Source organism: Caballeronia eucalypticola, from assembly GCF_047608185.1.
Taxonomy (GTDB): domain Bacteria; phylum Pseudomonadota; class Gammaproteobacteria; order Burkholderiales; family Burkholderiaceae; genus Caballeronia.
Genome location: NZ_JBLKRU010000071.1, coordinates 1 through 26590 on the forward strand (window position 1 = coordinate 1; position 26590 = coordinate 26590).

General features: G+C 58.4%; 20 protein-coding genes and 3 pseudogenes. 7 read left to right on the forward strand and 16 right to left on the reverse strand.

The genetic code is table 11. The features are described 5' to 3' along the window. Positions 1-32 precede the first annotated feature (32 nt). Entirely contained in the window at positions 33-1055 is a 1023-nt protein-coding gene (locus tag ACMX25_RS38080; RefSeq protein WP_414948293.1) for an IS30 family transposase, read from the forward strand. Between the two features lie 80 nt (positions 1056-1135). On the opposite strand, the pseudogene ACMX25_RS38085 reads toward ACMX25_RS38080, so the two are convergent. The 9 genes and pseudogenes from ACMX25_RS38085 to ACMX25_RS38125 all read right to left on the reverse strand — a co-directional run bounded on the left by ACMX25_RS38085 (position 1136) and on the right by ACMX25_RS38125 (position 10843). After that, a pseudogene (locus tag ACMX25_RS38085) lies at positions 1136-2478 on the reverse strand (MFS transporter). A 192-nt stretch (positions 2479-2670) separates the two neighbouring features. Further along, positions 2671-3594: a 2-dehydro-3-deoxygalactonokinase gene (locus tag ACMX25_RS38090; protein WP_414955018.1), complete on the reverse strand. Its 924-nt coding sequence runs from the start codon at positions 3592-3594 to the stop codon at positions 2671-2673. An 87-nt stretch (positions 3595-3681) separates the two neighbouring features. After that, the gene (locus ACMX25_RS38095) at positions 3682-4866 is read right to left on the reverse strand and encodes a mandelate racemase/muconate lactonizing enzyme family protein (RefSeq protein ID WP_414955019.1); all 1185 of its coding nucleotides are present in this window, start codon (positions 4864-4866) and stop codon (positions 3682-3684) included. A gap of 20 nt (positions 4867-4886) precedes the next feature. Then, positions 4887-5963: an ABC transporter ATP-binding protein gene (locus ACMX25_RS38100; RefSeq protein ID WP_414955020.1), complete on the reverse strand. Its 1077-nt coding sequence runs from the start codon at positions 5961-5963 to the stop codon at positions 4887-4889. Then, positions 5950-6909 (reverse strand): dihydrodipicolinate synthase family protein, encoded by a 960-nt coding sequence (locus ACMX25_RS38105; RefSeq protein WP_414955021.1) that lies wholly within the window; start codon positions 6907-6909, stop codon positions 5950-5952. The genes ACMX25_RS38100 and ACMX25_RS38105 overlap by 14 nt, the downstream gene beginning before the upstream one ends. Next, positions 6906-7724, reverse strand: coding sequence for an SDR family NAD(P)-dependent oxidoreductase (locus tag ACMX25_RS38110; RefSeq protein ID WP_414955022.1), 819 nt, complete (start codon positions 7722-7724; stop codon positions 6906-6908). Before ACMX25_RS38110 ends, ACMX25_RS38105 begins: the two co-directional genes overlap by 4 nt. Next, a complete protein-coding gene (locus ACMX25_RS38115) occupies positions 7721-8560 on the reverse strand; it encodes a carbohydrate ABC transporter permease (RefSeq protein WP_414955023.1) in 840 nt (279 codons plus the stop codon). Before ACMX25_RS38115 ends, ACMX25_RS38110 begins: the two co-directional genes overlap by 4 nt. Positions 8561-8562: 2 nt before the next feature. Then, the gene (locus tag ACMX25_RS38120; RefSeq protein ID WP_414955024.1) at positions 8563-9309 is read right to left on the reverse strand and encodes a carbohydrate ABC transporter permease; all 747 of its coding nucleotides are present in this window, start codon (positions 9307-9309) and stop codon (positions 8563-8565) included. Positions 9310-9574: 265 nt separating this feature from the next. Beyond that, on the reverse strand, positions 9575-10843 hold the full coding sequence (locus ACMX25_RS38125; RefSeq protein ID WP_414955025.1) for an ABC transporter substrate-binding protein: 1269 nt from the start codon (positions 10841-10843) through the stop codon (positions 9575-9577). Between the two features lie 294 nt (positions 10844-11137). On the opposite strand from ACMX25_RS38125, the gene ACMX25_RS38130 reads away from it, so the two are divergent. Both ACMX25_RS38130 and ACMX25_RS38135 read left to right on the forward strand, forming a co-directional pair. After that, positions 11138-12790: an SMP-30/gluconolactonase/LRE family protein gene (locus ACMX25_RS38130; protein WP_414955026.1), complete on the forward strand. Its 1653-nt coding sequence runs from the start codon at positions 11138-11140 to the stop codon at positions 12788-12790. Between the two features lie 289 nt (positions 12791-13079). Continuing rightward, positions 13080-14075 carry a porin gene (locus tag ACMX25_RS38135; protein ID WP_414955027.1) on the forward strand — a complete coding sequence of 332 codons (996 nt, stop codon included), beginning with the start codon at positions 13080-13082 and terminating at the stop codon, positions 14073-14075. Between the two features lie 398 nt (positions 14076-14473). Here the strand turns inward: ACMX25_RS38135 and ACMX25_RS38140 are convergent, their stop codons facing one another. Next, a complete protein-coding gene (locus tag ACMX25_RS38140; protein WP_414955028.1) occupies positions 14474-14728 on the reverse strand; it encodes a DUF4148 domain-containing protein in 255 nt (84 codons plus the stop codon). 1387 nt (positions 14729-16115) lie between these two features. Here ACMX25_RS38140 and ACMX25_RS38145 point away from each other — a divergent pair. Together ACMX25_RS38145 and ACMX25_RS38150 are read left to right on the forward strand one after the other, a co-directional pair. Further along, positions 16116-17309, forward strand: a complete 1194-nt coding sequence (locus ACMX25_RS38145; RefSeq protein WP_414955029.1) for a C45 family autoproteolytic acyltransferase/hydolase — start codon at positions 16116-16118, stop codon at positions 17307-17309. 212 nt (positions 17310-17521) lie between these two features. Then, the gene (locus tag ACMX25_RS38150) at positions 17522-18805 is read left to right on the forward strand and encodes an MFS transporter (RefSeq protein ID WP_414955030.1); all 1284 of its coding nucleotides are present in this window, start codon (positions 17522-17524) and stop codon (positions 18803-18805) included. Positions 18806-18984: 179 nt separating this feature from the next. Here ACMX25_RS38150 and ACMX25_RS38155 read toward each other — a convergent pair. Further along, positions 18985-19077: pseudogene (locus ACMX25_RS38155) on the reverse strand (IS66 family transposase); the annotation flags it as partial. A gap of 34 nt (positions 19078-19111) precedes the next feature. Beyond that, on the reverse strand, positions 19112-19261 hold the full coding sequence (locus ACMX25_RS38160; RefSeq protein ID WP_414955031.1) for a hypothetical protein: 150 nt from the start codon (positions 19259-19261) through the stop codon (positions 19112-19114). A 215-nt stretch (positions 19262-19476) separates the two neighbouring features. Here ACMX25_RS38160 and ACMX25_RS38165 point away from each other — a divergent pair, with 215 nt between their 5' ends. Together ACMX25_RS38165 and ACMX25_RS38170 are read left to right on the forward strand one after the other, a co-directional pair. Then, positions 19477-20124 (forward strand): NAD(P)H-dependent oxidoreductase, encoded by a 648-nt coding sequence (locus tag ACMX25_RS38165; protein WP_414955032.1) that lies wholly within the window; start codon positions 19477-19479, stop codon positions 20122-20124. An 84-nt stretch (positions 20125-20208) separates the two neighbouring features. After that, positions 20209-20817, forward strand: a complete 609-nt coding sequence (locus ACMX25_RS38170; RefSeq protein WP_414955033.1) for a TetR/AcrR family transcriptional regulator — start codon at positions 20209-20211, stop codon at positions 20815-20817. Positions 20818-20945: 128 nt separating this feature from the next. Here the strand turns inward: ACMX25_RS38170 and ACMX25_RS38175 are convergent, their stop codons facing one another. From ACMX25_RS38175 to ACMX25_RS38190, 4 genes and pseudogenes are all read right to left on the reverse strand, one after another. After that, positions 20946-22055: a porin gene (locus ACMX25_RS38175; protein WP_414955034.1), complete on the reverse strand. Its 1110-nt coding sequence runs from the start codon at positions 22053-22055 to the stop codon at positions 20946-20948. An 839-nt stretch (positions 22056-22894) separates the two neighbouring features. Next, positions 22895-24241, reverse strand: a complete 1347-nt coding sequence (locus ACMX25_RS38180; protein WP_414955035.1) for a LysR substrate-binding domain-containing protein — start codon at positions 24239-24241, stop codon at positions 22895-22897. Positions 24242-24252: 11 nt separating this feature from the next. Next, positions 24253-25011 (reverse strand): annotated as a pseudogene (locus ACMX25_RS38185) (Ig-like domain-containing domain); the annotation flags it as partial. Positions 25012-25187: 176 nt separating this feature from the next. Further along, entirely contained in the window at positions 25188-26567 is a 1380-nt protein-coding gene (locus ACMX25_RS38190) for an MATE family efflux transporter (RefSeq protein WP_414952088.1), read from the reverse strand. Between the last annotated feature and the right edge of the window lie 23 nt (positions 26568-26590).

Sequence of the window (26590 nt, forward strand, 5' to 3'; positions counted from 1 at the left end):
AAGCGCAACACCAAAGCGTATAAGGTGTTGTAATGCATAAAGCAAATCAGTACGAGCAGTTGCAAGCTGAGGAACGTTTGGAGATTGCGAGCCTACGTCAACGGGGTTCTAGTATTCGGGCCATGGCCCGAATACTCGGGCGCTCGGCCTCTACCCTTAGCCGCGAACTCAGGCGCAATAGTTCTGTGCTTGGTTATGTCCCAGCAGCGGCGCACGCACTCAGTTCGGCCCGACGATCCAACAGTGCGGTCGCGCCCAAACTCGGGCCTCACAGCGCTTGCTGGAGGGTCGTCCTCACGCTGCTGGAGTGGCGTTGGTCGCCTCAGCAAATCTCTGGAGTCCTCAAGCGTATGTTCCCAAACGATCCGACTTTGCAGGTCTCGCACGAAACGATTTACACCACTATCTACGCCCACCCAGGCGGCGAACTACGGCGTCAACTCATTGCTTGTTTGCGTCGTGCTCATCGCGCCCGTATGTCGCGGACACGGGGTAGTGATCGCCGCTGGCAAATTCCAAATATGGTCAGCATTCACGTGCGCCCACCTGAAATAGAGGATCGCGTGATGCCCGGGCACTGGGAGGGCGACTTCATTAAAGGCGAAGGCAATCGCTCTTCAGTGGGCGTGTTGGTGGAGAGAACCAGCCGTCTAGTGCTGCTGGCTAAGATGGACGATGCCACAGCCGAATCTGCACTGGCTGGCTTCTCCGCCAAGCTCAACTCGATCCCCGAGCACTTGCGTCACAGCTTCACTTACGACCAGGGGCGTGAACTCTCACGGCATCAAGAACTTGCCGCTCAAACAGGCGTGAATGTCTATTTTTGCGATCCACACAGCCCGTGGCAGCGAGGAACTTGTGAAAATACCAACGGCCTGTTGCGCGAGTACTTGCCCAAAGGCACCGACCTTTCCGTCCATAGTCAGGCCGACCTCGACGTCATTGCAGACAGCTTGAACAACCGCCCTCGTGCTACGCATGCGTTTCATTCACCCTTCGAGGTATTTGCCGCGACACTAAAAGCAGCGGATCTCGCAACGTCATCTAAACATTAGACCAGTTGTTGCACTTCGACTTGAGACCGCCAAGTATCTCGGCCGAACCGGCTATTTACACCAGAGCCCCAACGCGCACCTTAAATTGGATCAATGCGACTGATCGTGCCAACCACCAACGCGTAACTGGCGATTGCTAGCAGAGCGTGAGCGCCGACGAATACGAGCGCACCGTCGAATGAGTGCGTTGTGTGGACCAGGTAGCCGATGGCGATGGGCGTGGTGATACCCGAGAGGCTGCTGAAGGTATTGAACACCGACGCAGTCAGTCCTGACGCATTCACCGGCGACGTATCGGCGATGACCGCCCATCCGAGCGCGGCGAAGCCCTTGCCGAAGAATGCCAGTGCCATGATCGTAACGACGAGCCAGTCCGCGCTCACGTAATTGCACGCCATGATGGTAGAAGCCATCAGCATGCCCACATAGATGGGCACCTTGCGGGCGACTGTCAGTGTCCGGCCTCGTCGAAGAAGTAGATCCGAAAGCATTCCACCCAGGATTCCACCCGAAAATCCGCAAATGGCCGGAATAGACGCCAGTATCCCGGCATGCAGCAAGGAAATATGCCTTTCCTGCACGAGATAGACAGGAAACCACATGATGAAAAAGAAGCTCAGGGTGCTAATGCAGTACTATGCAAAGGATATTCCTAGCAGCACGCGGTTTTGCAGCAGGCGGCGCAACGTGTCGAAGCTGACCTTTCGCCGCGCCGGCATGCCCTGCATTGCGGCTGGACCGCCGTCCCTGCTTCTGCCGGCCATATCCAGCGTTCCACCGCCCGCTTCGATAAACTCGCGTTCCTCTGCCGTGAGCCGAGGGTGATCCAGCGGTCCTTTCAGCTTGAGTGCAGATAGCACGCCTGCGGCGATGCCGATGGCGCCCATCACAAAGAAAACCGAGCGCCACCCGAAGTTGGTTGCAAGCAAAGCGAGCACGGGCGTGAATGCCGCGGCCGCAAAGTACTGCGTGGCGTTGAAGATCGCCGATGCCGTCCCGCGCTCGGTTGCCGGGAACCAGGCAGACACGATCTTGGCGTTGGCGGGATAGCAAGGCGCCGCGGCCATGCCGACCATGAAGATCAACGCAAAAATCAGTGCGCTCGCCGCGTGCTGACCGAAGAGGGGCGCAAAACCTACCCCTGCGACACAAAACGACCACAGGAAGACGGCCCCCGTATAAGTGCGTTTGACCCCGAACCGATCCAGCGCCCAGCCCCGGCCAATTGGAAGACTGTGTAGGCCCACGCGAAAGACGAGAAAATCCAGCCCAACTGAAGGTGACTTAACTGCAATTCAGCGGACATGGGTGTGGCCGCAATCGACATCGCCGCGCGATCTGCGAGATTGATCGTCATGACGACAAATATCAGGCCGATCACTTCGTAGCGAATGCGCCGCGCCGCGAACTGGCGCATTCGCATAGACAGGCTCTTTTCGATGGGGTGATCGAAGATGCGTGTGGGATCGAAGTTCATATGAACAGTCCGGAAATTGCGCGGCGTGACAGGATACCGAAATGTTTTCGTCTCCGGGAAACCCGAGGCCATTTACCGCATTTGTCGCTGCGCTCTTGGCAGCATGCCGACAACGTTAACGGTACCGCGTTCGGGTTTTCAGGCTGACTCACACACGACGATGCCGGCCTCCCTGGCGACCCGAACATGACCCTGAATGGTGGCAGCGTCCCGCGCACGAACCGACTGCAAGCCAGCAAGCTGCAGAACAGCGTCATAACGACAGCACAAATCGTCGTCCCCGATCAAGACAATGGGTTGTTCGCCATTTACGTTCTCCACTGCCATGGCACTGGCGACTTCCAGGCCAATGAGGATACCCGACAGATAGTCAGGCAAGCCAGCCGGATGCTCTGCACCCATCAGACCCGCCGTACGCGCAGCAAAGAGCACGTGCGTGGCTTGCGAGGGATGATCCAAGCCAAGCGTTGCACCCCGCGCAAAGGCTTCGTTATCGCTTGCGCCAAACTCCATCAACCTACCAAGAATGCCGTGCTTGGTGAGCAAACCGTACAACTCCCCTGTCATATAGGTCGCGAACCGGGTAATCATCGACTGCTCACCGACGAAGGCCCATTTGCTGTGCGTACCGGGTAGAACGCACAAGCTGCCGGGCTCCACGTCAGCGCCCCAGATCTGAGTTTCTTCTCCACGCATGACGTCATACATCGACGCTCCCGAGCCACATCGCAAGCCGGGAATGATATGCATATCGACCTTGTTCGAGATTGATAGCGTCGTGAACGCGTGGGCTGCGGCGGCTGGCGTCGCAGGACAGTCCAGGTAAGGCGCTTCTACCCAGCCCTGACGGCTGCCGATCATGCCGCTCGCCACGATCGGACAGCCGAACTGATCGATCCAGTCGCTGCAGATCGCATGCAGTGACGCCTCAAATTGCCGGTCCTTCACGGACATGACGCCGCCCGCTGCACTTCTTGCCTCAATGACGCCACCCTCGGCCGATACCAAGGTGGCACGCAAACTCGACGTTCCCCAATCGAGGCTAATGAACGACGGACTCATAATATGGGATCCTTATTAATACGTTGAAATGGTTAAATATTGTCGGCACAGCGCGAAACCATGCAATCGCGCTCGCCAGTTCTGCTTCTATACAGCGGGCTTCTTTCGAATGTGCTGCCACACTTTCTCACTTGGCTCGATACCTAGTCCAGGGCCCTCGGGCAACTGGAACGCTCCATTGACGCACCGCATGGTTGTCTCCACGTACTGCAAGTTGCGATCGAAAACTGAATGCTGGTATTCGTGCATCGGCGCGTTGGGGAGCGCGGCGGTTGCATGCAGGCTCGCCGCCTGGAAGATGCCGATGCCGATGCTCGCGTGTGGAATCGCCTTCATATGGAACGCATTGGCCATCCGCGCAATCTGTATGAACTGACTAATGCCGATATGCCCCATTTCAGGTTGAATAATCGACATGGCGCGCTTTTCCAGCCGCGTGCGGTATTCGTAGACCGTGCGCCACTCCTCGCCCAGTGCGAGCGGTACCCGGATATGCGACCCCACGTGCGCCTGGCCTTCGATGTCCTCCGGCTGACACGGCGCTTCGACAAAGTAGGGACGATATGGAGTCAGTTGGTCGATGAGTTGGATCGCTTCCTGAGCCGTGAATTTCCAGTGCAAATCGACCATGAGGTGCACGGCTTCTCCGAGTCCCTGCCGGAGGGCACGCATTTCATCGACAATTCCGTCGAAGGACACCGCCGCGTGATACTTGAACGCGCTGAATCCTTTGGCGACGAACGTGTGCGCCAGCGCGACGCGCTCGTCGAGCGAGCTGCCGGGAAGGCCTGAAACATACGCCGGAATCGACGTCTGACGCTGTCCGCCGATAAGCTTGACCACCGGCTGTCCGACCAGCTTGCCGAACAGGTCCCAGATTGCGATATCCACGCCAGCAATGGCGTCGACGTAGAAACCGCCAAAGAAACCGCGCACCCGCATCATGTCGTACAAGTCTTCCTGGATCACGACAGCGTCTCGCGGATCCCGTCCAATGACCGTCGGCCCGAGCACATCGTCGATGATCGCCGTCACCGCCTCGGGCGCCACGATGCCGTAGGTTTCGCCCCAGCCTACCGTCCCGTCGTCTGCGGTCAGCTTGATGAGCACCGACATGTCAGTCGTCGGATAGATCGTTCTATTGCCTTTGCGGATCAAATAGCCACGGCTGTTGACCTGCTCCTCCTGACCAAGGCCACCGAGGTAAGGCACATCGCGAGGAATCGAAACGATGAACGCTTCGACCGACGCTATTCGAGGTGAGATAGCCATATCGAACGAGTCTCTCTTAATCAGGATATCGAGATACGTGAGCCATCTTGCGCGAAGAGATGCAGTGCTTCGTCGTCGAATGCGAGCCCGACCCGGTCACCCTTCGCACATGGCGTTGTGCCGTCGACTTTCACCATGATCGTTTCCATCACCGTCTTCACGTAGACGAACGTTTCGCTGCCGAGCCGTTCGACGAAGCTGACTTCGCCGATCAGCGGTGCATCACGTTTATCGACGATTCGCATATGTTCCGGCCGCACGCCTAGCGTCAGGCTCGCGCTGGTGATCCGCTTCGTCACGGGAATGCACACATGACCTGCCGGCAACTGGACGTTGACCGACATCGACTCCATGGGCGTGGCCGAGACTTCGATGAAGTTCATTTTTGGCGAGCCGATGAAACCCGCGACAAACCGGTTCGCCGGACGGTGATACAAATCCAGCGGACGCCCGACCTGTTCGATCTTCCCGTCGCGCAGCACGACGATCTTGTCGGCCAGTGTCATTGCTTCGACCTGGTCATGCGTCACATAGACGAACGTCGTGCCAAGTTCTTCCTTGATGCGTGCAAGCTCAAGCCGCATTTCAACGCGCAACGCAGCGTCCAGGTTAGAGAGCGGCTCGTCGAACAGGAATAGCGAGGGCTCGCGCACAATCGCCCGGCCAATCGCAACGCGCTGACGTTGACCGCCGGAGAGATCCTTTGGCTTTCTTGCCAGCAAATGCTCGATTTGCAGAATACGCGCGCTTTCCTGCACCTTTTCGTCAATACGCGCCTTCGGCAAACTCGACATCTTCAAGCCAAACCCCATGTTTTCCGCGACGCTCATGTGCGGATAAAGAGCATACGACTGAAATACCATCGCGATACCGCGCCTCGCCGGCTGCAATGCCGTGACATCGTTGCCGCCGATTGAAATCGACCCGGACGTGCTTTCCTCGAGTCCAGCAATTAGTCTAAGCAAGGTCGACTTTCCGCATCCCGATGGTCCGACGAACACGCAAAATTCGCCGTCGGCAACATGCAGGTCGACGTTTTGGATCACCGATGCGTCACCGAACGATTTATTGATCCGCCGCAATTCAAGCTGTGCCATATCGCTCGCCTTTAAGGGTGGAAAGCTGGTGTTGAGGAATCAGTAGATCGTCGATGTCACGGAGAAAATCGTCTACGTCAGAGGTATCGGCCGCGTCGAGCAGAGGACCCGACGCGCGTTGCAATCGGCATCTAATGAGTCCGCGCCGATGCAGGACGTACTTCGTCAAAGACCAGCGAAAGACAGCCTGCACGTTCAGAATCGGCAGCATGCGCGTGAACAGCGCCCTCACCTGTTCGCTATGCCCTGCGCTATGCGCCTTGAACAGCGCCACGTGAATCTCCACCAGTTCGATGGCCGGCATCGTTCCACATGCGCCGCGCCGTAGTTCGTCGGTGATGTAGCGGCCACCCGCGCCACCGAAGACGCCCAGCATCGTTTTCGGTGCGTTGCTCTTGAGGATCGAGAGGCGCTGCCCGCTCGGCAGGGTTTCTTCCTTGATGTACTGGATCGCCGGCACTGCATTCAGGATTTCAAGCAGCACCTCAGGATCCAGGCCTGCTCCGACCGGCGCCGGCACGTTCTGCAGCATGATGGGTGCGTGCGGCACGGCGGCCGCAATACGACTGAAGAACTCGATCTGCGCCTGCGCGGTCAACCGGTTCGGGGGCACCGCGATCATCAACGCCGCCGCGCCTCCCTGGGACATCCCTTGCGCGAGCCGGATCGTCAACTCGGCATCCGTACTTGAAACGCCGGCAATCAACGGCACGCGGCCATCGATTTCGTCGAACACGATGTTGGTCAGCATGACCCGTTCGTCAATGCTCAGTTGTCCGAACTCACTGGCGACGCCCGGATAGGTGATCCCGTCCACCCCCGCATCAATCACGTAGCGCACGAGATTGCGCAGGCTGGCCACGTCAGGACTGCCGTCCTCATCGAACGGCGTTGGCAACACAGGGAACACGCCAATAAGCGGTGCGTGGGCGTTCTTAATCGTCATTTCTTGTTCTCCACGATATGCAGGGCCGGAAGTCCCCACGAGGAACGAATATGGTTAGACAACATCGCGCTGGCTGCGAGCGACGTCAAGCCGCCGTCGAGCGGAAGATCCATGCCAGTGATAAACGAAGACTCATCGCTGGCAAGGAAGAGCGCCGCATTGGCGACGTCGGCTGGCTCGCCGATGCGGCCCATCGGGTAGCTCTGCGCAACGGCTACAAGATCCGCCGGCGTGAGTCCGGCTACCGTGCGTTCTGTTGCGATGAATGCTGGCGAGATCGAGTTGCACCGTACGCGCTGCACGCCGAATTCGACGGCGATCTGCTTCGTCAGCGCCCGCACGCCGCCCTTTGCGGCGGTGTACGCGGCGAGACCCGGATTCGCGACGATCTGATTGATCGACGCGACATTGATAATCGATCCGCCGCCCCGAGCGATCATTTCCGGCATCGCGGCGCGGCAGAAACGAAACGTCGCAGTCAGTGCCGAATCGATCGTGCGAGCCCACCCATCGTCGGTCTCGTTCGTGAGGCTCGCCGGCGTGTACTGGACCGCGTTGTTGACGAGGACATCGAGTCCGCCGAAGTGCGCTCTTGCAATGCGAATGGCCTCATCGACGGTCGCTTGCTTGTGCGCATCAAGGCACACCATTTGAATGTGCTCTTGCGGCAAGCCGGAGATCGCGCGATCAGCGCTCGCTTCCGAGAGTTCTATGGCGACCACCCGCGCCCCCTCCACCACGAAGCGCTCGAGAATCGCGCGGCCGATACCTTGACCCGCACCGGTGACGATCGCGACCTTGTTTTCAAGTCTCATGATTTAACCGCTCCAGCGGTTAGTCCCTTGATGAAATAGCGCTGCAGAAAAGCGAACCCCAGCACGACCGGCAGCGAGATCACAATGGATTCAGCCATTGCGCCGCCCCAGTTCGCGCGACCTTCGCCCAGATAGCTCAGCAGCAGGCCGGGACCGACTGTGCGCAACTCTGGGGAGCTCACGAGCGTGAGCGAGAAGAGCAGATCGTTCCAGGCCCACATGAACGAATACAGACCAACGGTCACCATTGCGGGAATGGCAAGCGGCAAGACGATCCGATGCAGGATGTAGACCTCGCTGGCGCCATCGACACGCGCTGCCTCGATAATTTCATTAGGAATATTGATGAAGTAACCATAAAGCATGTAGGTACCGCTCGGCAGCGCGAGGATGATGTAGGCAATGATCAGGCCCAGCCGTGTGTCGAGCAGGCCAGCCCACTGGAATATCGGGTAGACGCTGACCAGCAGCATCGCAAACGGGAACATCTGCGCCGAGAGCATCAGGAACATCAGCGGCTTGCGGCCGACATAGCGGAACTTGGCGAAGCTATACGCCGCGTAGGTCGACAGCACGACGGTGAGAAGCGCGCCACCGCCCGCCGTGATCAGGCTGTTGCGCAGTTGCAGCCCGGTCGCGCTGTGGCCGAAGAGCGAACGATAGTTTTCCAGCGTTGGTATGTGCGGCAAGATTGACGGTATGCGCACGAACACTTCGCCTTCCGGCTTGATCGACGTCAGCGCCATCCAGACGATAGGCAGAAACAGAAAACCACCAATCACGAGTAACAGCGTCATGAAACCGGTTCTTGCCCGCCAGTTGTTGAGAAGCAACATGCTTAATTCTCCCGCTTGAACAGAATGCGCAGATAGAACGCGGACGGGATCGCGATGGTCACGAACCACAGCACGCCGATAGTGCATGCACTGCCGACATCCCAGTTCTGAAACGCCTGCTTGTAGACTTCGATGGACAGCATCGTCGTCGCCTTGACCGGACCGCCCTGAGTGAGCGCATAAATCACGTCGAACGCCTGCAGGTTGCTCATTGCACCGAGAATGGTCACGATGATGATCGTCGGCGCGAGATGCGGTAACACCACGTACCGGAACACGCCGATGTTTTCGCAACCGTCGACGCGCGCCGCGTCCATCTGATCCTGCGACACGCCCTGCAGACCCGCCAGGAAAAACGCCATGAAGAGCGGCACCGACACCCAGACGCGCGTGAGGACCACGGCGGCCATCGCTGAGTGCGCTTCGGCAAGCCAGGGCACAGGTTCCGTAATCACGCCCAACTGCAGCAGAATCGCGTTGAGGACGCCGTACTGACCGTTGAAGATCCACGCGGCAAGAAAGGCGGTCACGGTCGAAGGAAGAACCCAGGGCAACAACGAAAGCGCACGCAGAAACGCCTTGCCCCTGAACGACTGATTGAGCACGACGGCCCACGCAAGACCGATCACGAGCGTGATGCTGGTAGTCAGTACGACGAACGTCAGTGTGTTTAACCAGATAGTCAGCGTGTCGGGATTGCTCAGCAGCTTCTTGAAGTTTCTCAGACCGACAAAGCGAGGTGTATCCATTTCTATCGTGTAGCGATAGAAGGAGAGTTTCAGGGATTGGAGAAATGGAATCAGGATAACGGCGAAGAATGCAATCAGCGAAGGCAACGCGAAAGCGAATCCAATTCTTCTTTCGTGCGACTTGAGTGATAGACGCTGCTTGGCTGCCCGTAGGTCGGACTGAGTCGAGGGTAGGCTGGCGTTATTCATGGGAACCGGTTTTGGATAAAGGATTGACGCGCGGGCACAAGTTCATTCGCTTATAAGGTCGTGTCACTCAGTGACGTCACTCAACGGCGTCACTCAGCCGCTTGCTCATGTCTTCGATCGCTTGCGCAGCTGTCTTTTGTCCCAGCACGGCAGCTTGCACCTGTTCGCCGACAATCACCGTCAGGTCCGCGACATTCGGGTAGAACGTCAGTTCGTCACGCGTAGCAGTCTTTGCGCTCTTGGTCCAGTTCGCCACATATGGGTCGCCGGAAAGTTTGGCGATGGCAGTTCGGGTAACCGGGAACAGACCGACCTGCCGGAAATACTCGAGTTGCGGCTCGTCCGTCATGCTGAGATACGAAACGAAGCGGGCAGGCGCGGACCCCACATCGAAACTTTGCTTGTCTTGCGCGAAACTGCCGAGCAGATGTCCCCACGCAAACGAGCGCGGGACATCACTTTGCTTTAAAACCGGTGTGGCGATGGATTCAACGTTCACGTCGAAGGCGGTGCCCTTGCCGGAATTGTCTCGGGCGAACCCACGCGCAAGCGGTGCATCCTGATAGAAGGCGCAGCGGTTCTGCGCGAACAGGCGGCGGGCGTCGTAGCGGTCCGTGTCTTTCGCGGCCAGGCGGTCTCTCACGAGGTCGCTCATAAACCCGAGCGCGCGCACACCGGCTGGGCTGTTGACCGCGACCTGCCCCTGCTCGTTGAAGATGTGGCCGCCGAAGGTCCAGAGCCAGGTCTGGAAGTCCGACGCCATGGACGCATTGTCTTTGGTAGACATGGCATACGGCACCGCCTCAGGGAATTTCGCCTTGACCGCCTTGAGCGATTCGATGAATGCGTCAATCGTGACGGGCGCTTGGGGAACGCCGGCTTCTTTCAGGACCGCCGCGTTGGCGACCATGCCGATTGAGCCCGCGGTCCACGGCATGCTCAATTGTTTGCCCTTGACTTGGCCAAGCCGCAGGATGGCAGGATCGACAACCTTTTCGAGTGCCGCTCGGCCGTATACGTCGTTGAAGTCGAGCATCTTGCCGGTTGCGCCGAATTGCGGCAGCCATTGCAGGGTGAGTTGGGCCGCGTCGACTGGCTGATGTGCACGCAGTCTCAGGAAAAGATTCTGCTGCATTTGCGCATAAGGGAAACCCACTACCTTGACCGCGGCACCCGGGTCGCCCTGCTGAAACTGTTGAAAAATCTTGCCCAACGTGGCCTTGCTGGCCGCTTCATCCTGGGACCAACCCACGTAGGTGAACCCGTTCGTGGCCGCTCTCAGCAGTGAGGGCGCAAAAACAGATGAGGCAGCCACGGCAGAAATGAATTTGCGTCTCGTGAGCATTCTTGTCTCCTTGTTTCTATAATTGGAACTTGTGATGTCATCCTAGCATGGTTTTTTAAAAAGTTCCATTCAGTAGAACAAAAGGCCGGTCGTGATATTTTGGGCGTACAATGCACCCAGGAAAAGCTTTCTACGGGAACGCCGAACTGCCATCTCCGCCAAGGGGCGAAAGACTTGACCAAAGTGAAACAAAAATTAGCAGAAACCACCTATGCGAATCCGCTTACCCCGGAAGCGGAAAGTGAGGGAACAACAGTGGTCGTGACTGAAGACAAGGGCCCAGCAGGCGTCGGAGTGCTCGAAAAGACGATGTACCTGCTAAATATAGTCTCGCAGGCACCCGCCCCCCTGACTTTCACCCAGCTACTCAAGGCCTGCGGCCTGCCCAAGGGCACGCTGCACCGGATACTGACGACGCTCCAGCGTGAAGGCCTGCTCCGCCATGATGCGTACAGCAAAACCTTCCGCCTCGGGCTGCGCTTTCTCGAACTCGCGCACGAAGTGTGGAGCGACTTCGACCTGCGAGTCGCGGCGCAAGACGAACTGGTTCTGCTGCGTGATCTCGTTGGAGAATCGGTGCATTTGGCGATTCTGGACGGCAACAGCGTGGTGGTCATCGCCAGTGAAGACGCGCGCCAGGTCGGGCGAATCTCGCTCGGCGTCGGCATGCGCCTGCCGCTCCATGCAAGCGCGGCCGGCAAGGCCATCGCAGCCTATCTTGACCCGCTGCAACAGCAGGATCTGCTGAATTCGATCGCCTTGCAGCCGCTAGGCCCACGGACGATTACATCCATCGACGAACTCAAGAGCGAACTCGACCTGACGCGCTCACGCGGCTATTCACTCGCCAATCAGGAAAGTTCGGGCAACACGGTCGCCTTGGCGGCCCCGGTGTTCGACTTCGAGGGTCGGCCGATCGGCGCGGTGGCCATCTCCGGCAATGCGAGCCGGCTCGATGTGGCGCGCGCGCACAACCTGTCGGCGGCGGTAATGGGCGCTGCGCGCAAGATCTCACACAACTCGGGCGGCCAGTCGATGTCGCTCGCCGCCAAGAGCCAACCGCCCGCGCTCGCGAGCGCAGACGTTCACTGCGTGAGCCAGGTGCCGTCGCTGCTGGGCGAGGCGCCCATGTGGTCGCCGCGGGACGACGCGCTCTACTGGGTGGACATCCTCACGCCGACCATCCATCGTTTCGATGCGTCGAGCCGCGCCAGCACCGAAATTAAACTGGGCTCCATGCTGAGTCTTGTGATTCCCAAAGCGACGGGTGGCCTGCTCATCGCGACACCGGGCGGCTTGATGACCGTCGACGACGTCGGCAATCTAACGCGGTTCTCTCACCCCGAGTTCGACCGCCCGAGCAACCGCTACAACGACGGCAAGTGCGATCGCATGGGCCGCTTGTGGGTCGGCACGATGGACATGGGCGCGGCGGCGAATCGCGGCAATCTGTTCCGCGTCGACGCGGACGGTTCTTGGAAGAAAATGGACACCGGTTTTACGGTTGCGAATGGCCTGGGCTGGAGCCCGGACAATACGCGGATGTATTTCACGGATTCGCATCGCAAGACCATTTACCAGTATGACTTTGACCTGTTCAACGGCACGATCATCAACCGCCGGCCGTTGATTACGTTCGACTCGTCGGCGGGTTCGCCCGACGGCCTGACCGTCGATGCAAGCGGCTGCCTGTGGGTCGCCATGTGGGACGACTGGTGCGTCGTGCGCTTCGATCCCGACGGCCGGGAAATGTCTCGCATCCGTATGCCGGTGCCGCGCCCGACTAGCTGCTGTTTCGGCGGCCAGAACCTCGACGTGCTCTATGTCACCAGTGCGCGGGTCCGGCTAACCGAAGACATGCTCAACAGCGCGCCGCTTTCCGGATCGCTTTTCGCGGTCAGCATTCCCGGCGTGCGCGGTCTTCCCGAGACGACCTTCGCCGGCTAGCCGCTAAACCCATCCGCGTGCGCGGGACCTCGCCTGAACCGCGTTCGGCGAAGTCGAAGCCCCCTATCTACACCGCCGCTTCAAAATCTCGCTGGTCGCCGTCGCGCCAGACCGCCGCGCGCGCGGCTCGCCCTCTGTTCGCTGCCCACCGCTCCCGGGATGCGCCGTAACAACACGAATCCTAGGAGTATCCCGAAGAGGCTCTAAAACAGCTTGCATCGGTTCCACTGAATGCTAAACTCCAACAATAAGTTCCATTTAACGGAACTAACTGAGGAGACTGTTAGTGATGAGAAAAAAATTATTCGTGGCTGCCTTGACCGCGCTGGGTGCAAACGCCGCGATGGCGCAGTCATCAGTGACACTCTACGGGTTGGTCGATCTGGAGGTCGGCAAATACGACGGCAGTCAGGCTATCCGGATGAACACCGGGGCGACCAGCTTCTGGGGTTTCAAAGGGGTCGAGGATCTGGGAGGCGGGTACAAGGCAATCTTCCAGTTGGAACAACAGTTCAATCCGAACAACGGCACGTTCTATAACTCGAGTTCGTTCTTCAGTGGTCGCTCGACCGTCGGGCTCGAGGGATGGTTCGGTCACCTAGCCCTGGGCCGGGATGTCAATGCGAGCCACTACGCCGAAGTATCGGCCGACCCCTTTGGTCAGAACGGCTTGGTGGCAGGCTATGCTGCGCGCGGTGGCATATCCGAGGCAAACGGCGGCCCAGGACAGATCGATACGGTGCGCACGAACAATTCGGCGAATTATGCGTACACGCTGGGTTCAGTGACTGTGCGCGCGCAGGTCGCCTCACGCGACTCGGCGGCTCAGGGTGACAACATTCCTTATTCCGCTTCGATCGTGTATCAGGATCTGAAACTCAAGCTCGCCGCCTCGTTCATCCGTCCGCAGGGGGACCACGCTCACTGGGCCTATACGGCTGGTCAATACGACTTCGGGTTTGCGCGGCTTTATGCTGGCTATGGCTTTGGCCAGAACACGTTTAGCCAGTCGATTCACAACCAGATGGCCGGCCTCAGCATCCCCATTGGCCCGGCGCAGGCGGTAATGACCACCTTCAGCCACACGGCATCCAACGGACAGACAATTCAATGCCGTAGCGCATTGGGCTATTTCTACTTCCTGTCTAAAGCGACGAGCGTCTATGCCGATGTCGTCTACGACTCCCGGTCAGGCAGATTCGCTTATGGAACCACAGGCTGGCAGGCGACGAACGCGTCGACTAACGGCACAGGCTATACGGTCGGTCTGCGACACCTGTTCTGAAACACACCGGCATGATCGCTGGTCACGCGCACATTCAATCGACAAAAGCGAGGCGTCCTGCGAGGAGAGAGGTCTTCAAGCGAGCTTCCTGTCCAGGTATTTTAAACCTGCAGACGCCAGTATGGAGCGCTTCGCTTGCTGCCCGTTTTGCCGGCCCGGGGGAGCGGACCGGTTTTTTTCGCCAGCGTTCGCTTGCGTGGCGAGGCTTGAACTACGCGCTGCGTCGGACGTAACGAAATGCCGTTTTCGTGAGACATGTTTCACCGGCATTTAGCCTCAACGCCGCGCGCCTAGAACGACGTGAGAGGCTGACCGGGGATCTGCCCTTTACCAGAGGGTTATCGGTTAGGCCTGCTTTTTATATTTCTGCAATTCGGCATCATCGTCCTGATATAACACTATGGCAATAAACCGTCGACTTTTGGCGCCGGGTTGACTCCGGCGTGCTTTGCGGCGATACGTGCTTCTGCTGCCTGAAGATTTCCGGGATACTCTACGTAATCGACGGATCCGGGATGGAAGCCCGCATGCTCGACCGCGATAAGCTCGGCAATGACTTGAGCACGCGTGAACGGCTTGCACGACTGGGCGAAAGAGACGGCGGGAGCGGCTGCTACAGAGAATGTTGCTAAGGCATACAAAAGGAGTTTCACAATGACTTTCCTCCGAGGATAGGAGATGTCGGTCCCGGCCATGCCGGCAAAACGCCGACGGCCGGTGAATTCATTGTAGCGACGCTAACTTCTCATTGCCAGGGCCGATTCGGCGACTGCCACTGGCCTCGAACAGGCGCGGTAGCACACGAGACGCTCGATGACGCCTAGTCGATGTCGACGCTCGCGCTGTGCCATTGCCGCCGACGCTACCATACCTGTGTTTCCGCCGCGGCCAGCGTCACCAAGGCTCTGTACATTTGCGCCGTATAACGCTACGGAGATCTGGCCTTGCACGGTAACCGAACTCGTCGGCGCCGCGCCGCCATCTCTGCCGCTCGCCAATGGCCCTTCATGACCCTGTGGCCACGGCTTGTGTCGCGCCCCTTTGGCGGGATGCGCGAATCCAGCGCTGAATTTATCAGTAATGGATCGATTCGGACACGACCACGCACGAGGCAAACAATTGCTCGATATCGCAGTCAAAGCATGAAACGGAAATACCAGCAAACCGCCCAGCTGATGAGGGCCCCACAGACGTGGTGACCTTCATAAAGCAATCTCGTTCTTTCATCACTTCTTTCTACAGCCGCCTCCCTATCAGCAATACAGCGCCTCAGCGCATGCCCTTCCCGTTTGTCGCGTCCCGGAGTTCGCAGTCGAAGTTTCAAAGCTTGGTTCGCGTCAGGTTTTCCCGTACAAAACTAAATAAGGATCAAGCCAGCAATGGCTCACCGAGGATCGTTCCATTTGGGGAACGCCATGTTCCCCGCAGGGGCTTTATCCGCCTCCGCCAGTCACGTAATGTAGTTCCCACGATGACTACTCAAAACAAAGTGCAGGGCAAAACCGCGGGTGCTCAAGTAGCCCATTCCTCGAAACCCGGCAAAGCCGCTTTGTTTCGAGGGTCGGCGTGCATTTGAAACGCTTCATGACGAGGCCGCCATTTCACACTTATCCGGCGATAGTGCTTTCCTGGGCAGCCCGATGACGGAGAACGAGAGGATGGACCCCGTATGTTCGAAGCAGGCTACGACCATCTGTTCCCTCATGTCGAAGGTCGCGCGCTCTTTCATCAAGTGGAGACTGGTGGCGGAAGTATGCGCTATCCACTCCACTCTTTTTGATGATCGATGTTCGTTAAATCTGCGCAAACGCGGCACTGGTGCTCCATAAATTCGGCACATCTGACAGCAACATTATGCGGCGCGGGAATGTCTCAGACGATTAAAACGCCGCAACGTCCGGGGCAAGATGATGCGACATGTGGCGGAGATTGCTAACGGTCCTAGCAAAATTTAGCCCCCGTAACATCGTGCAAGGGAAGCCGCCGCTGCACGGCCTCGGTGACGCCGCTTCTTTCACGTAATACCTTTTGGGAAATCCCATGATTGAAGTTGATACGATTCTTGCAGGTGGCCCCGCTGACTTCTCAGAACCTAGAAGGCTTGTTTTGAGCGGTTCTCATCAGGAAATTGGGCGCCATCTCGCATCGATTGCCGCCGAACGCTACGGCTGGCTACCCTCGCCCGTTCATGATCCAGCACGGGTGCGTGCGCGCAAAGCCTGGTTCGCCGAGCACTGGCCCGCCCATGCCGCTCGCATGCGCGGCGCCGCATTGGCCTGTGGCCTAGCATATGAAGACGACACTTTCGACCTCGGTGAAGTGCCGTATCTGATGTCGCTCGGTGCCTGCTCTGCTTCGTGGCATCCGCCCAAGCACACGTCCGATGGACAAGGGCGTCTCAGCCGGAACTACGACTTCAGCACCGGTACGCTCGGTGAATTTATCGCAGCCTTCGAGGCGAACGGCGCATCGATGTCGCCGGCTCCTTTGCGCGCCCCGGGTCAATTGCCGATGACCGCCCGTCCCTATGTGATCGAGAGCTACCCGGATTCGGGGTATGCCACGTTGCAGGTGCGGTCCTATGACCTGCTCGGCGGCTGCCTCGACGGCATCAATAGCGCCGGGCTGGCTGTCGCCCTGCTCGCCGATCTCGACGCCGCAGGCAAAACACCGACCATGGCGTTGCAGGCCGGCATCAACGAACTCGAAGTGCCTTGCTATCTGTTGGAAACTTGTGCGAACGTGGACGAAGCACTTGAACGGCTCGCGGGGCTCGAGCACTACGCAGCAACGCTTCCATGCCATTACGTCATCGCTGACCGGACGGGTGCCTCTTTCGTGTGGGAGCCTTTCACGGCAAAGGGTGCTAGGACAGTGTCCGGCGGTGGCAAACCACAGGTCGTGACCAACCATGAGCTGACCCGATTCCCGTCAGTCGTCGATCTCCCGGACGAGGCAGGCGACGGCCTCACCTATCAACGAATGCGAGCTCTCACGGAGCGCATCGGCGATCGCGTGCTCACCACGGTGGAGATCGCCGACGCAGCGGCCGCGGTTCGCTTTCCAGTGACACAGGAAGGCAGGGAAGTCCGGACCTTGTGGAACTCCCAATATGACGTCGATGCCCTGACCCTTGACATCACTTTCTACCTCGGCGACGAGGGCAGCGCCTTGCGCTATTCGCCTGTACAAACGCTTCGGTTGGACGGGACCCGGGTTCTTAATCTCGCTTGACCTAGCGCTGAAGCGATGCTTTTCCCTACAGGGCGAAGCACGGCCGATGTCTCCCAAACGACTGCCAGAACCCATCGTGAAAGGGACCCGCTTGCACTGTGCTGCGAGAACATCGCAAGCTTGATATCTGTGGACCAGCGTAACGGACCCACCGGCAAAGATACAACTAACAAAAGCTACGGTGTTTGAATAAGATCTCAAGGAGAAAAGCAATGAAATGGAAGTCAGAGAAAGACGGCACGAAGGCGAAGTCCCACGATGCCGCTTACGAATGGAAGGTGCTCATTCTCATGGGGCTCGGATTCGGACTGGTGGGTTTTGACAGATGGCTCATTGCCCCGTTGTTTCCCTCCATCATGCGAGATCTCAATCTCAACTATCAACAACTCGGCAACCTATTCGGTATCCTGAGTTTCACGTGGGGATTGTGGGCCATCCTTGCAGGGCCTGTCTCCGATCGAATCGGCCGCAGGAAAATCCTTACCGTCACGCTGATCGTGTTTTCGCTTTTTTCCTGTCTTTCCGGACTTGTTACCGGATTCGCAAGTCTGATGGCAATGCGCGCGCTCATGGGCGTCGCGGAAGGCGCGTTCACGCCGGTCAGCATCGCGGCGGTGGGTGAGGCATCGCTGCCCTCGCGGCGCGGCTTGAATCAGGGCCTCCAGATGGGCATGTTCTCCGTATGCGGACTGGGCCTTGCGCCAATCGTCGCGACGCAACTGCTGCGGGCTGTTTCATGGCACTGGGTGTTCCTGATTTCGGCCGTGCCAGGATTTGTCGTGGCATTGCTCACCTGGCTCACGCTTCGGCCTGATTCAATCAGTGCCCCTGCACATGCAGCGAACCAACGAACGGACGTGCGGTGGACGCAGATCTTTCGTAGTCGGAATGTCTGCCTTGGCGGGATTGCCATCCTAGGCGCAATGGCCGGTATGTTCATCTTGAGCGCAATGGTGCCGAGCTATCTCGCGGGGGTTCTGCATATCGAAACACAAAGGATGGGATGGATTGTCTCTGCGACCGGCTTCGGTGGCTTGCTTGGCTTGTTCACCATGGTGCTTCCTTCGGACTACATTGGAAGGCGCCCCGTGGCAATCTATGGATTCGTCGCATCCTCCGTTCTCCTCTTCCTTTTCACACGCGTGGGCGCCGATCAACCGTGGCTCCTGTTCTGGCTGCTGTTTGCAATTTCTGCTTTCGCCCTTCCGTTGATCAGCCTGCTGTGCGGACCGATCGCAACGGAGGCCGCACCACCTGGACTCGTGGCATCGTCCGTGGGCTTTGTGGTGGGCATTGGTGAAATCTTTGGCGGAGGGCTTGCGCCTGTCATCGGCGGCGCCATCGCCCAGCACCAGGGCTTGCGGGCCACGCTCTACTTTGCCAGTGGGATGCTGATGCTGGGTGCCGTAGCGTCCATCTTCCTGCTCGAAACAGCGCCGCGCCGACGTGGAAGGAGTGCCGCGGCATCTGTGGGCGCCGTTCGCACAACTTCGTAAGCGCCCGAGATAGTCCGGAGTCTTTCCGATTGGATGAGCACTACTTTGCCGCGGTAAGAAGAGAACAAACCCGGCACGCGCATCTGGATCGCTGCGCGCGCGACCAATACGCGATGTGTTTCAGGGGCTGACCGCGAAGGTGCAAACAGTCTTTGACGAAAATCTGCTGCGCGGCGATGCGGCTGCAGTTGCACGCCGCACGCGTCGACCCAGGCATCAAGTGTCGAGCGCGCTATCGCCAGCCCCGCCTGCCCAAAGATCTGTTCCTGACGATCCTGACCCTGCCTCGTTTCTCCGTACAGCAAGTCACGCGGCTATCAGCCGGGCGTCGTAGTCGACAGAGACAAGGAGGTCGATTGAGGCGTGCAGGCGTTGCCAGCTGTAATAGCCTTCGATCCAGTTGATCGATGTCCAGATGATCGATGTCCAGACGGGCATGTGCCCCGAGGCGTTCAATGGTTAATTCCGGGATGAGTGCCTGAGCCTGCACTGATGCGTATCACTGGCTGCAGCGAAACGCGAGATTGCGGCCGGGCGGCACGACTAGGACGATATCCGGCCCTGGAAGGAAACCTGTTGAACAGGCACGAAACCCCTTACATTCCCACTCTAGTTTACACATGGTAACTTACTAATGGTAATATGATCTGACTTTCACTTAGGAGGCCCTCATGCCATCTACCCATGTCGTACGCAACGCCCTCATCGTTGTGGCGCATCCCAACGCCAAGTCTCTTTCCCACTCGCTTGCGCACCGCATTTCCAGTGACCTTTCGGCTAGAGGCATCACCGTCGAGATTGCCGTTCTCCACCAGGAAGCGTTCTCGGCTACCATGTCGGCGGCAGACATCGAGCACTATCGCGGCAACGGTAAAGTCCCATCGGATGTTGCTGCAGAACAGGCGCGGATTGACCGCGCCGACATGCTTGTCATTGTTTTTCCTGTGTACTGGTGGTCCGTCCCGGCCTTGTTAAAAGGGTGGTTCGAGCGCGTTTTTACAGGTGGCTGGGCATATAAGATCGACGAACAAGGTCGACTCACCGGAAGCATGCGCAATATTCCAGTGCGACTTATCGCTACGGGTGCCGGTGACAAGAGCGGCTATGATCGTCACGGATATACACAGGCCATCCAGACACAAGTGATAGAAGGCGTGTTCGGCTTATGCGGCATGAAGGATACGCAAATCGATATGTTTTACGAAGCGGACGAAACCAATGCTGACCACATCGACCGCTTCGTCAATGCGTTATCACTCTGCGATGGCCTCCTCGTTACCGATACAACGAAACCGATAACAGAGCGTGCAGCGGGTTGACGACCCTCAACTCCCGCAACTCATTCCGTTAGCGTTTGTAAAACTGCGTTGCGTCTTCTGTGAACTGAGTTGAGGAATCAAAGAATGGCGACGAACACGAAGAGAATGAGTCGGGATTCCCGACGACAACAATTGCTGGACGTAGCCCGTGCGATCATCCGCAATGAGGGTACGGAATCCCTGACGCTCGGCCATCTCGCCGATCGGGCCGGTGTAACCAAACCAGTTACCTATGATCACTTCGGCGATCGTGATGGGTTGCTGATTGCACTCTATCAGGCGTTTGACGACAAACAAGCCGAGGCTTTGCGCGGGACCCTTGTTGAGAAAGCGGTAACGCCTGAACTGACCCTGCTGATCTTCGCTGACGCCTATGTCAACTGCGCCATTGCTTCGGGCCCGGAAATCGGGCCCGTCGTTGCAGCGCTATGCGGTTCTGATGCACTTCGGTCATTCCTAAATGATTGTCGTGCGACATACACTGAGTGCCTTCGGGTTGCCCTTAATCCTTTCGTGGCAATCAAGGGAGCAAGAGGGGATGCTGCACTCCTCACGATGATCGGAGCAGCCGAGGCAATTTCGGCTGCAGCTGGCAATGGTCAGGTGCTGCGCGCTATGGCAGTCGAAATGCTTTATGGAGCCCTAGAAGGAACTCTGATGATCTACGCGAAGACCCTTGCACTACCCTCCTAGAATAGACATGCAACTATACCAACGGTAACATGTGGCATGATTTTTACCGCAGAGTTTATCAACGCAATTTCTTGCGAACCGCTATGGCAAACGTCATTGGCGGCTCGCAAATAGATACGCGTTTTGTGTCAGAACGTGTGCTGTATGCCAAATCCAATGGTAGATGTATTGGCGTTCGGATAGCCAGTCGTCAACTGAGCCGTTGTCAGTGCCGTGAGCGCATTCGCGCCCTTCTTCGCCGACATCAAGCCAACATAGCCATATAACTTCGTCCGCTTGCTCAGCGAATAGTCGTCGCTGAGAACGTACATTGACGTCGCGTTGGTCGTGTCCATTTTGTTCTCGGTAAAATAATACGCAACGGTGATCTCCTGCGCCGGGGAGAGACGCCAGTTCACCCCGCCACCGGCCTCGATGACGTGCGACGGCGGCGTCGTGCCGATGGGAGCCACCACATTGCCTAGTGGTAAATCGTAATCGACGTACAGGGCCTTGATGGTGACGCTTTCGATTCGATAACCCAGGCCGATTTCCCAGACGCGCAAATCCCGGGTCCCTGACGAATCGTTTTTGGTGAGAAAGCCGCCATTGCCGATCAGGCTGCCGTTGTCGTAGCCAACGCCAGCGGAGATAACCCGGCCCTGGGACAGCGCGCCTGGTATTCCCCCGAATCGGTAGAGCACACCGGCGCTCGCACCGCGATCACGATACGAATAAGAAATGGCGTTCGACTCGTATACGGTATCGCTGGGCGCGGGATCATTCCCCTGCAGGAAATTCCACGTGCCGACCGCGCTATAGGCGTTTTTGGCATCGCGAGGATCGGAAAAGACCACCGCCAGATAGGCGGGATCGAGTTGCTTTCCCACCGTCACGCGGCCGTACTGACTCTGAAAAAACACATTCGACTCCTGATTGAACAGCGTTCCTGCGGTTCCCAGCGCCCCGTTTCCGCTATTGAACCCGTTCGCCAGCTTGAAGCCGACTTGCGTGCCCCCACCAAGGTCTTCCAGCCCCTGCATGCCGAATTCGCTGCTGTCGCTGCCCCCAGCACCTGTAAACATAGTGACGCTGTCCTTCGTCTTCCCGCCCAGTCCGGTTCCGCCATTCTGGTTCTGGTACATCAGCCCGGCGTCGACGACGCCGAATAGCGTCACCGAACTCTGTGCGCGCGCTTCTTCAAACGAAATGAGTAGTAGTGCGAATAAGCATAAATTTTTCGTGATCGACGTTTCCATCCTTTCGTCCCTCCAAGCTGTTTAATTGGTTTATAGCCTGCGTCGTTAATCTATATCTGCGATATCTTCCTCTCGTATGCTCATGGACTTCGTGCGTCAGCTGGCAATCTCCCCCTCCTAAGACGAGAAGCTAAGCGAGCATAAATGATGATTCAAGCCGAATCGGGAACGTGGCGTTCCGCCTGTGAGACGATGGGTCGTGGCGTGCTTTACGACTTAGATTGTCTAATGAACTAATCAGTAAAAGTACCGAGGACTGAAGTTGGTGCCGCAATGCCGCGTCACGCGGATTCCGAATAAACCAGAACAGCAGGAACTTGAAAGCACGCCAGGTCGTCACTGTACTGGTCGAACGACTTTGCACACATCTAAAGGAATCGTTCTCTAAACCGAGATGAGAAAAAACGAGTAGGCGGTCTGACTGACGAATTCGAGGCTGACGCGGTGCGATTGGTAGTTGCGCAAGGCTATTCGATCACCAAAACCTACGAAGCGCCGGGCGGGGTGGCTCAGCCTTGCAGCGGTGCAGCAATGCCCTGCAGGAAAGGCTGAGCCGCCGCTAAACGACGTGCAGAGGAAGTGGAGCCAGACCCGTACAGAGACGCATCCGGGAGCGTCAGGCGCGCGTGATTAAACTCGAAAGGGAGCGCGAGAACTAAAAGATCTACGGCCTTCTTGGTCAAGGAAACGAATCGCCTCCTCGAAGTGATCTGCTCGCCGAAGAAGGCCCGGCCAGGAACACTCCGGACGGTGTCCCAAGGGCTTGACCACAACACACAAAGAGGCCGATGCGTTAATGAGGTAGAAAGCAAAAGCAAAAACGCGCACCATGCGCATCATCACCTGCGCGTACGCCCGCCGCCAAATCGTTGAGCGAAAGCATTCAGCAAAGCAGTTACTCGTGCCGGGTGGACCTTGCGGCTCGGCAACAGGGCGTAGATGGCAAGCGGGACAGGCACGAAATCAGGAAGGATGCGCACGAGGCGGCGCGCCGCCACCGCCTCCTTGCAGAGCATCGTGGACAATACGGCGACGCCGCAGCCCTTTTCGGCAGCGCGCAGTCGTCCCTGTGCGCTCGGCACGGACAGTCTCGGCTGGGTTGAATACGAGTGAATTCTGCCTGTTGGCGTATGCGCGAATTGCCACACCTGCCCGACGCTGGTCGTGACCATCGGCCAGGACTGAAGCTCGTCAGGCGATTTGGGCAGCCCGTACTTCCGGACCAGTGGGGGCGCCGCGAAAATGCCGAATTCGACGTCGTAGAGGTGGCGTGCAACGATAGATGAGTCCGGCAAAGTTGTCTGGCTTTGATAGAGAAGGAGGTCGTACCCGCTTTCAATGGGATCAACTAAGTGATGCGTGATCTCAATCGTCGCCTGCAGTTCAGGATACGTCGACAACAAATCCGGCAGGATGTCGAACAGGCCTTGCGTCACAATCTCATACGACGCGGCGATACGGAGCATACCTCGCGGCAAGCTGCTCAGAGATTCGTGCTCGTTGAGGATGTCGTTGAGCTCCGTGACGTGAGGTTTGGCCCGGGCGAGCAGATCACGTCCGGCGTCGGTCAACCGGACACTCCGGCTGCTTCGCTCGAGAAGCCGTTCACCGAGCCGCGCCTCGAGTGCGGCGACGGCTCGGCTCACTGTCGACTTCGGTCGCCCGAGCCTTTCAGCGGAGCGCGTAAAGCTGCCTAGTTCCGCAACGCACAAGAAAACTTCCAATTCGTCCCACTGCATAGCACTCGCTATCGTTACCTTTCTTCGGCTGATTATGAGTGACGATGCGATGTCAGTCCAGCGACTCCGCAATGGCACGGAAGAAAGCGATTGAATCAGCTCTCGGTTGGCAACCTCCGTTATCGTGGTTCCGAAGTGCCTGTTTGCTGACAGCTTCACTATCACGACTTCCCGCGACCGATCGACGAACATAAACTGGTTGTACACGCCAGCGGCGAAGATCTCGCCGCGCTCGCCTTCGGGCACCCGCCATTGATAACCATATCCAAACGGCAGCAACCCTATGCTGCCTGGCTTTAAGTGGAGTTTGTCGGGTGTGACCGACGCCCGTACCCACTCGGCCGGGACAATCGAGCGCCTCTGCCAGACACCGCCACAATGATAAAGCTCTCCAAGCTTTGCGAAATCGCGCGCAATCAGGTTCACGCCCGCGAATGCCATCTCCATGCTTGTGCTGTCGCCTTGGCGTTTTCACGTTCGCACGAAAAACTCGCGGTTCGCGGACATCGAAGTCGAAGCGCTTCTCCACATCGTTCGCGAGGACCGCTCGGGCCGGCTACGCCTGCGTCGTACACGAGTTGCATCTTCGTGGCCGACGGCAGGGTTTGCTGGCACGCAAGCGTAAGCACGCGTGCGCTGTCTTTATCGAGGCGGAAATGTTTGAGGAGCGCGGCGCGTGCGTTGGGGTCGACGTTCTTGACGGGAATCCGGTTACCCAATCCACTCGATTCGCACCAGATGTTTTGCAACGCCGACGCTTCTGTCGCGGGGCCGTTCAGGCGCAACACGAAGATCTGGTCTTCTTCTATCTCGCCGCCGCCGGGCATGACTTGCGTGACAAACGGGCCGCCCGTTTCGAAGCGGAACTGGCGTGGGCCGGTGAGCGCGTTGCCCGCAGTGGATTTGAGACCGTCGTTCAGCGCGACTGAGCAGCGCATGCCGGGCGTGAGGTCTTGTGCGAAGTCGAAGGCCCAGGTTTTATCGTCGATCCAATGCGCGGATCCCGCCGATGGTCCCCCGCTGCAATGGACCTGAGCCGGAGCTTTGGCCGCCGGGTCGCCGAACGCGATCATCGCTTCGTCGAACTTGACGACCACCTGGCGCACCTGCGTGACCTTGCCCTGTGGCGATACGCTCAGCGTGCGGGCGGCGTCGGCGCGATGCGTGGCGCCGAGCAAACCCGCGGCGAACATGGAAAGGGCGGCAAGCGACGCCATGGGCCAGCGTTGTTTTTTTATGACGCGGATCATCGCACTCGTTCCAGGGTGGCCAAAACGCTGGCGATTTTACCGGAGTGTTACGTCGTCCTTGCCAATTGTTTTCATTTTATGACACCGCGCGTGCGCTGATTGCATCGAGTGCGCGGTTTGGCGTGGTTGGTGCGGTTTTGAATCTAAACTGGCTTGGCCCCGGCGCCGACACGATCATCCGGGATGTGCCGCGTGCTGATCCGCCGCCAGTAGAGAAACAGTCCTACGCCCGCCACGCCCAGGCTTAACGAGTTCGCCACCCAGAACCCGCGCGCGCCCTGCAACCAGGCGGGCGTAAAACCGCCCACGTCGAACCCGAGCAAGTATCCGCCGCCCAGCCCGATGCCCCACAACGCGACCGCGTAGATCACCGTCGGCACGACCGCCACCTTGTAGGCGCGCAGTACGAACGCGGTGGTGATCTGGAGGGCATCGAAGAAATGATAGAACACGACAATCGCCAGCAACGGCATGGCTGCTGCGATCACCTGGCTGTCGGGCGTGTAGGCCGCGAGCAAGTGAGGCCGTAGCGCGAACAGCGCCGCGCCGTACACGCACGCGATACCGCACGACAACGCAATGCCGTGGCGGGCGAGCGAACGGGCGGCATCGAAACGTTCTGCGCCAAGTGCTTGCGAAACGAGGGTCGCGGACGCCACGCCAATGGACAGCGGCGTCATGTAGAGCACCGCGCCAATGTTGCCGGCGATCTGATGTCCAGCAAGCGTCGTCGTGCCGAAATGCGAGATGAACAGCGCCATGAACGTGTACGAGGTCACTTCGATCAGGTAGGACAGCCCCATCGGAATGCCGAGTTTCAGCAGCGCTTTCTGACGCTGCCAGACGGGCCAGCAAAAGCGCGAAAATATGCCGAACGGCCGGAAGAACTCGACACGCACCAGCACCGTTATTCCAACGATGGCGATCAGCCAGTTGATCATCGTGCTCGCGATTGCGCAGCCTGGACCACCCAGCGCCGGCACGCCGAATCCGCCGAAGATGAACCACAGGTTGAGCGGAACCTTCAGCATCAGCGCACCGACTTGCAGGAACATCACGAGGCGGGGTTTGCCTACCGCGTTCGCAAGCGAGCCATAGACGCGAAACGCGAGACTCGCCGGCAGGCCGAGCGACAGGATGCGCAAATAGGCGAGGGTGCGGTCGTGCAGGGCGGGAGGGGTATCGGCGATACTCAGGAGAGGCTGCGGGAAATACAAACAAACGAAGCCAATCACCGACAACACCGCCGCCAGCCATAGCGCCTGCCGGACTTCCTCGCCGATATCGGCTTCACGCCGCGCACCGAACAATTGCCCGGCAATGGGTTGCAATGCCGTCAGGATGCCCGTTAAACCAATATAGACAGAGATGTAGATCGATGAACCGAGGCCGAGCGCTGCAAGATCCGTGGCGGAATATCGGCCGACCATGGCCGTATCGATCACGCTGAACGCGATGATCGCCAGTTGGCCGATCAGCACCGGCCACGCCAGGGCCACGATCTTGCGGACATCGGGCCACATGGTCAGTTGCTTCCGCGATGCAG

Bases quoted from the DNA above. Each gene is read 5' to 3' on its own strand.
- ACMX25_RS38080 (WP_414948293.1), top strand. From the start codon at position 33: ATGCATAAAGCAAATCAGTACGAGCAGTTGCAAGCTGAGGAACGTTTG.
- ACMX25_RS38090 (WP_414955018.1), bottom strand. From the start codon at position 3,594: ATGAGTCCGTCGTTCATTAGCCTCGATTGGGGAACGTCGAGTTTGCGT.
- ACMX25_RS38095 (WP_414955019.1), bottom strand. From the start codon at position 4,866: ATGGCTATCTCACCTCGAATAGCGTCGGTCGAAGCGTTCATCGTTTCG.
- ACMX25_RS38100 (WP_414955020.1), bottom strand. From the start codon at position 5,963: ATGGCACAGCTTGAATTGCGGCGGATCAATAAATCGTTCGGTGACGCA.
- ACMX25_RS38105 (WP_414955021.1), bottom strand. From the start codon at position 6,909: ATGACGATTAAGAACGCCCACGCACCGCTTATTGGCGTGTTCCCTGTG.
- ACMX25_RS38110 (WP_414955022.1), bottom strand. From the start codon at position 7,724: ATGAGACTTGAAAACAAGGTCGCGATCGTCACCGGTGCGGGTCAAGGT.
- ACMX25_RS38115 (WP_414955023.1), bottom strand. From the start codon at position 8,560: ATGTTGCTTCTCAACAACTGGCGGGCAAGAACCGGTTTCATGACGCTG.
- ACMX25_RS38120 (WP_414955024.1), bottom strand. From the start codon at position 9,309: ATGGATACACCTCGCTTTGTCGGTCTGAGAAACTTCAAGAAGCTGCTG.
- ACMX25_RS38125 (WP_414955025.1), bottom strand. From the start codon at position 10,843: ATGCTCACGAGACGCAAATTCATTTCTGCCGTGGCTGCCTCATCTGTT.
- ACMX25_RS38135 (WP_414955027.1), top strand. From the start codon at position 13,080: ATGAGAAAAAAATTATTCGTGGCTGCCTTGACCGCGCTGGGTGCAAAC.
- ACMX25_RS38145 (WP_414955029.1), top strand. From the start codon at position 16,116: ATGATTGAAGTTGATACGATTCTTGCAGGTGGCCCCGCTGACTTCTCA.
- ACMX25_RS38150 (WP_414955030.1), top strand. From the start codon at position 17,522: ATGAAATGGAAGTCAGAGAAAGACGGCACGAAGGCGAAGTCCCACGAT.
- ACMX25_RS38165 (WP_414955032.1), top strand. From the start codon at position 19,477: ATGCCATCTACCCATGTCGTACGCAACGCCCTCATCGTTGTGGCGCAT.
- ACMX25_RS38170 (WP_414955033.1), top strand. From the start codon at position 20,209: ATGGCGACGAACACGAAGAGAATGAGTCGGGATTCCCGACGACAACAA.
- ACMX25_RS38175 (WP_414955034.1), bottom strand. From the start codon at position 22,055: ATGGAAACGTCGATCACGAAAAATTTATGCTTATTCGCACTACTACTC.
- ACMX25_RS38180 (WP_414955035.1), bottom strand. From the start codon at position 24,241: ATGGAGATGGCATTCGCGGGCGTGAACCTGATTGCGCGCGATTTCGCA.
- ACMX25_RS38190 (WP_414952088.1), bottom strand. From the start codon at position 26,567: ATGTGGCCCGATGTCCGCAAGATCGTGGCCCTGGCGTGGCCGGTGCTG.